The organism is Promicromonospora kroppenstedtii DSM 19349 (genome assembly GCF_000515355.1).
Classification (GTDB): Bacteria; Actinomycetota; Actinomycetes; order Actinomycetales; family Cellulomonadaceae; genus Promicromonospora; species Promicromonospora kroppenstedtii.
Window position 1 is genome coordinate 8,558 of the sequence record NZ_KI911754.1, and the last position, 6,312, is coordinate 14,869.

4 protein-coding genes and 1 pseudogene are annotated in these 6,312 nt (G+C 72.7%); all 5 read right to left on the bottom strand.

What is annotated here, in order from left to right:
- Nucleotides 1–1,184 (bottom strand): NAD-binding protein (locus PROKR_RS36280; RefSeq protein WP_036969546.1); only part of this gene is annotated, 1,184 nt, incomplete at its 3' end.
- 78 nt (nt 1,185–1,262) lie between these two features.
- Nucleotides 1,263–3,422, bottom strand: a complete 2,160-nt coding sequence (locus tag PROKR_RS26065; protein WP_036969550.1) for a 3-hydroxyacyl-CoA dehydrogenase NAD-binding domain-containing protein — start codon at nt 3,420–3,422, stop codon at nt 1,263–1,265.
- A 3-nt stretch (nt 3,423–3,425) separates the two neighbouring features.
- Entirely contained in the window at nt 3,426–4,676 is a 1,251-nt protein-coding gene (locus PROKR_RS26070; protein ID WP_036969553.1) for a thiolase family protein, read from the bottom strand.
- Between the two features lie 277 nt (nt 4,677–4,953).
- The gene (locus PROKR_RS26075; protein ID WP_036969556.1) at nt 4,954–6,006 is read right to left on the bottom strand and encodes a lipid II:glycine glycyltransferase FemX; all 1,053 of its coding nucleotides are present in this window, start codon (nt 6,004–6,006) and stop codon (nt 4,954–4,956) included.
- Nucleotides 6,007–6,039: 33 nt separating this feature from the next.
- Nucleotides 6,040–6,312, bottom strand: a pseudogene (locus tag PROKR_RS26080) (ribonuclease D); the annotation flags it as partial.

The following is a 6,312-nucleotide window of genomic DNA, read 5'->3' on the forward strand; positions in this document are numbered from 1 at the left end:
GCCCGCCGGGCGTCGCCGATCACCACGGGCACGTCGCGGGCGCGCGCCACCGCGATGCCCCGCGCCGACTCGTCGACGTCGACGGCGACGACCGGGACGCCGCGCCGGTCCAGGGACCGCACGATCCGGGTGCCGAGGTCGCCCATGCCCACGACCACCACGTGGTCCGACATCGCGTGCAGCGGCGAGCCGGTGTCGAGCAGCCGCTGGGTGCGCACCACGCCGTCGACCACCACACCGGTGACCCACGGGATCACGGCGACGCTCACGACCGTCAGCGCCACCTGGGTGACCTTGACGACCGGGTGCGCGTCGTGGTCGGGGTCGCTGCCCGCCAGGGACGGCAGCACGGCCTCGTACAGTGCCCCGAGGAACGAGGCGCCGGTGGCCAGCTTGATGGTCACCGCCCCGACGAGCACCACCACCAGCAGCACGGCGGCGGCCAGCAGCAGGTTCCAGCCCGACGTGATCGCCAGGGTGCGCAGGTAGTCGCCGAACCGGCGGCGCCGGTGCGGGTCCACCTCGTCCTCGTCGGGCTCCAGCTCCGCCTTGACCTCCGGCAGCACGTCGTCCGGGCCGGCGTCCGCGAGAAGCACCTTGGGCGTCAGGCCACCCAGCTCGCCCTCGGTCGGCAGGGCCACCACGTCGCCGCCGCCGTCCGACGCGAACAGCACCATGCGGGTGGGCAGGGCCTCCTCCTCGTCCGACACCGTGACCAGGCGGCGGTGCCGCACCGGGAGGCGGACCTGGCGGCGCAGCGCCGCGCCCACGATCTCGGGGGCGGAGAACGCCGAGGACGACAGGACCGTGCAGCGGTCGTGCTCGAGGTGCCGGCCGAGCGACTCGTCGAAGATGCGGACCACGACGCGCAACCCGGGCCACCGCTCGCGCAGCAGGAGCGCGAGGGCGACGTTGCCGCCGTCGTCCTGGTCCACGAGCGCGGCCGCCGCGGCGCGCTCGACGCCCGCCGCCTGCAGGGCCTCCTCGTCGACCCGGTCCGCCTCGACGAGGTCGACGGCGTCCAGCGCGACCATGTCCTGCGCGTACCGCGAGGTGCGGTCGGGCACCACCACCGTGACCGAGCCGCGGAAGCGGCTGGCGAGGGCCCGGGTGAGGCGGAAGGCGAGGGGGCCGTCGCCGACGACGACGTAGTGCGCTCGCGTGCCCGAGCTGGCATCCGTCATGTGCGCGAGCGTAGCGGGACCCTCCGACAGTCGGCACGCACGATGCGCGCCGACTGTCGGAGGGTCCCGGTGGGGCCGTCAGGCTCTGCGTGTCTGCACGTTCGCCACACCGTCGGGCAGGAACCGCCTGCCCAGCACCTTCTCGCTGTAGCCGGTGCGGTCCAGGTACGGCGTGATGCCGCCCGTGTGGAAGCCCCATCCGGCGCCCAGGATCATCGCGAGGTCGATCTGCTGCGGCGAGGGCACGACGCCCTCCTCCAGCATGAGACCGATCTCGGTGGTCAGGGTGGTCAGCACCGCGTCCAGCACGCCGTCGCCGTCGAGCACGACCTGGCCGTGGCGGCCTGTCTCGCCCGCGACGAGCGCCTCGCCGAACACGGCCTGGATGGCCGGGTCGACGGGCTTGGGCAGGCCCTTGGCGGGTGCGTCCAGCACCACGCGGGTGCCGTCGGCCACGAGCTTCTGCAGGCCGGGGGAGGCCGGGATGCGGTCGCCCAGGTCCTCGCGCAGCGAGGTGAGCACGTGCAGGCCGACGGCGGGGCCCACCAGGTCGAGCAGCTCGAACGTCGGCATGGGGAAGCCGAGCGGCGCGAGCGCGCGGTCCGCGACGTCGACCGGCGTGCCGTTCTCGATGGCGTCCATGACCTTGCCCATGACCAGCAGCAGCAGGCGGTTGACCACGAAGCCCGGGCGGTCGCCCGCCAGGACCGCGGTCTTGCGGAGCTTCTTGGTGACGGCGAACGCCGTGGCCAGCGCCTCGTCGGAGGTGTGCTCGGCGTTGATCACCTCGACCAGCGGCATCTGGGCCACCGGGTTGAAGAAGTGGATGCCGACCACGCGCTCGGGGTGGGCCAGGTCGGCGGCCATCTCGGTGACGGACAGCGCCGAGGTGTTGGTGGCCAGGATCGCCTCGGGCGAGATGATGCCCTCCAGCTCGGCGAACACCTTCTTCTTGAGCCCCATGACCTCGGTGACGGCCTCGATCACGAAGTCGCACGCGGCGAACTCGCCGATGTCCGTGGTGCCGCTCACCGAGGCGACGATGCGGGTAGCGGCCTCGGGCGTCAGGCGCCCGCGGCCGGCCAGCTTCTCGGCCGTCTCGCGGACGAAGGCCAGGCCCTTGTCCACGCGCTCCTGGTCCAGGTCGCGCATGACGACGGGCACGCCGAGCCGCTGCGCGAACAGGAACGCCATCTGCGCGGCCATCAGACCCGCGCCCACGACGCCGACGCGGGTGATGGGCCGCGCGAGCTTCGGGTCCGGCGCGCCCGCGGGCTTCTTGCCGGCGCCCACGAGGTTGAACGCGTAGATGCTGGCGCGCATCTCGTCGGACATGATGAGGTCCGCCAGGGCCTCGTCCTCGGCCGCGAACGCGTCCGTCTTCGCGGCGTCGCGGGCACCCGCGATCAGCTCCAGCGCGCGGCCCGGGGCGGGGCGCGAGGTGCCGACCACGGCGTCGAGCTGCGCTTTGGCGGCGCCGATCACGGCGTCCCACACGGGCTGCGGGTCCAGCTCGCGGCGGGGCACCTCGATCTCGCCGGTGACGACCTTCGCGGCCCAGATGATGGACTGCTCCAGGAAGTCGGCGGCCTCGAACAGCGCGTCCACCAGGCCGATCTGCAGGGCCTCGGCCGGCTTGTACGGCTTGTTCGCCGCCGGGCGCGTGAGGATGACCTCGACCGCCTTCTCCACGCCGACCAGGCGGGGTACGAGGTAGGCACCGCCCCAACCGGGGATGAGGCCGATGCCGGTCTCGGGCAGGCCGAGCGCCGCGGCGTCGGAGGCCACGGTGCGGTAGTCGCAGTTCAGCGCGACCTCGAGGCCGCCGCCGAGCGCCAGCCCGTTCACGAACGCGAAGGTCGGCACCCCGGTGGTGGCCCGCAGGTCGCCCAGGATCGTGTACGCGGCGTGGCCCATGCGGCCCAGCTCGACGGCCTCGGCGTGGTCGTGCACCGAGGTGATGCCCTTGAGGTCGGCGCCCGCGGCGACGAAGTAGGGCTTGCCGGTCACGCCGACCGCCGCGATCTCGCCGGCCTCGGCACGGCTCCGGACGACCTCCAGCGCAGCCTTCAGCTCGGCCATGCCCGCCGGCCCGAACGTGTTCGGCTTGGTGTGGTCCAGGCCGTTGTCGAGCGTGACCAGCGCGAGCACGCCGGCGCCGCCGGGGAGCTGGACGTCGCGGACCAGCGCGTGGGTGACGCGCTCGGTGAACGTCGTCGTCGAAGAGTTCTCGGTCACGGGTCAGTTCTCCTCGTCCGTGTGGCCGGCGTAGTCGGCGTGGTGCGGGTTCTCCCAGATGACGCTGCCGCCCTGGCCCAGGCCCACGCACATGGCGGTGAGCCCGTAGCGGACCTCGGGGTGCTGCTCGAACTCGCGGGCGAGCTGGGTCATCAGGCGCACGCCGGAGCTGGCCAGCGGGTGGCCCATGGCGATGGCGCCGCCGTACGGGTTCACGCGGGGGTCGTCGTCGGCGATGCCGTAGTGGTCCAGGAACGAGAGCACCTGCACGGCGAACGCCTCGTTCAGCTCGAACAGGCCGATGTCGTCGATGGTCAGGCCCGCGGCCTTGAGCGCCTTCTCCGTGGAGGGCACCGGGCCGTAGCCCATGATCTCCGGCGGCACGCCGGCGTACCCGTAGGAGACGAGCCGCATCTTCGCGGGCAGGCCGAGCTCGGCCGCGACGTTGCCGGAGGCGAGGATCGCGGCGGTGGCGCCGTCGGTCAGCGGGGACGAGGTCGCGGGGGTGACGCGGCCGCCCGGGCGGAACGGCGTCCTGAGGCCCTGGATGGACTCGAAGGAGGTCTCCGGGCGGGGCAGCTCGTCGGCCGTGGCCAGGCCCCAGCCCAGCTCCGCCGAGCGGACGGCGACCGGCACCAGGTCCGGGTCGATGTTCCCGTTGGCCAGCGCCTTGGCGTACTTGGCCTGCGACTCGACGGCGAACCGGTCGGCGCGCTCCTTGGTGAGCTGCGGGAACTTGTCGTGCAGGTTCTCCGCCGTGACGCCCATGTTCAGCGACTGCGGGTCCACGAGCTTCTCGGCCACGAACCGGGGGTTGACGTCGGCGTCGAAGCCCATCGGGTGGCGGCCCATGTGCTCCACGCCGCCCGCGATCACGACGTCGGCGGCACCCATGGCGATGCCCGCGGCGGTGGTGGTCGCGGCCGTCATGGCGCCGGCGCACATGCGGTCGATGGCGTAGCCCGGCACGGACTGGGGGAGGCCGGCGAGCATACCGACGGTGCGGCCGAGGGTGAGCCCCTGGTCGCCCTGCTGCGTGGTGGCGGCGATCGCCACCTCGTCGATCCGCTCCGGGGGGAGCTCGGGGTGCCGCCGCAGCAGCTCGCGCACCACCTTCACGATCAGGTCGTCGGCACGCGTCTGCGCGTACATGCCGTCGGGCTTGGCCTTGCCGAAGGGCGTGCGGGCGCCGTCGACGAAGACGACGTCGCGGACGGCGCGGCGCGCGCGCGGTGTTTCCGGGGCTGCGGTCATCAGCAGGACTCCTGGGGTTTTCGGGACGGCGGCGTCCGGGTGCGACGCCGCTGGATCGAGATACACGCTACCGCGAGTACCGGTAAAAAGCACGCACGAACTGAGACCGGGTCGCGCCCTCTCCTGAAACCCAGTCTCGGAACGCACGAAGTGCGCTTCTACCCAGTCCTTGGGCCCGGAACCAGCCTGATTCCGGGCCCAAGGACTGGGTAGAAGCGCACTTCCGTGGCTCGCGGCGAGCCGGGCGCCACGGCGCGTTCCGGCGGGGTGGGTGCGGTCAGTTGCCGCGGAGCTTGCGGACGACCTTCTTGGCCGTCGGCAGCGCGCTGTTCCACGTCGTGTACCAGCGCGAGAACGAGACGTCGATCGAGCCCACGAGCTCGTCGGTGTGCTTCGCGAAGCTCTTCTTGAAGTCGCTGATGCCGTCGTTGAGCAGGCCGTTCATGTCGTACCGCACCAGGCCCTGCTCGCGGGCGATCTCGATGGTGCGCCAGTACGTCGGCGCGGTGGCGGTGGCCTTGCGGCCGGCGTCGTTGCCGCCGCCGTACAGCAGGAACGACGTGCTGGCCGAGTTGACGCACCACGCGAAGCACGCCGGCACGTCGTCGATGTAGGTGGCCACCAGCACCGACTTGTCGCCGAGCTTCCGGTTGACGTCCAGGTAGTACTCGTCGGCGTGGATGGCGAAGCCCGCGCGCTGGGCGGTCTCCTTGTAGACGTCGAGCACGCGCAGCACCTCGGCGTCCTCCGTGACGCGGCGGATGTCGAGGCCCGCGCGGCCGCCCTTGCGGATCTCGTACCGCGTCGACTTGCGCATGTCCGCCATCAGCTCGTCCGTGGGCCGGGTGAGGTCCAGGATGAGCGTGCTCGGGATGAGGATCTGGTTGGGCGCGTAGCGCCGGCCGTTGAGGTCGAGCTGGGTGCCCGCGGGCCAGTCGGGCTCGATGGTGATACCGACGCCGCCCACGTTCTCCCGCGCCCACTCCACCACGGTGTTGGTCACGGCGTTGCGGGTGGCGGTGTCGCCCACGCCGAACACGGCCTGCGCGGTCTCGCCGTCGTGGTGCGCGACGACGGGGCCGCGCGGCACGTAGGACAGTGCCCGGAACTGGGCCGGCAGCGGCCGCACCAGGAGCTGCGCGAGGCCCACGGTGGAGCCGTCCTCGGTGACGCGCAGGCGGTGCGCACGCCAGTTCCCGGCCGCCTTGACCTCGCCCCAGCCCCACAGCTGGAGGGGGTGGCCGCCGAGGGCGAGCACCTCCCGGTCCCAGGTCGAAGGATCGGTGACGACGTCGACGGCGAGCGTGATTGGCTCCGACAGGGCTGGCATGGGGACGACTCTACTGGGGTCGGCGTGAGGCTTTCACACCGGTTCCTGTGCGGCTCGCGCGAACGCCCGCTCCAGGGGCTGCGCCAGCAGCCCCGTCTGCCACTCACGAGCGCCCCGGCCCCGGAGGAACTCGGCGATCCCGGCGGCGTCGGCGGTCGCGGGTGGTGTCCAGCACAGCCGGCGCAGCGCGTCGGGCTGCAGCAGGTTCTCCACGGGGACGTTCAGCTCCGCCGACAGCGCCGTGACGAGCTCGCGCGCCAGGGTCAGGCGGCGCGCCGCGACGGCGTCGCGGTCGCCCCAGGTGCG

Excerpts from the sequence above, each read along its gene's own strand:
- PROKR_RS26070 (WP_036969553.1), bottom strand. The coding sequence starts at position 4,676 with ATGACCGCAGCCCCGGAAACACCGCGCGCGCGCCGCGCCGTCCGCGAC.
- PROKR_RS26075 (WP_036969556.1), bottom strand. The coding sequence starts at position 6,006 with ATGCCAGCCCTGTCGGAGCCAATCACGCTCGCCGTCGACGTCGTCACC.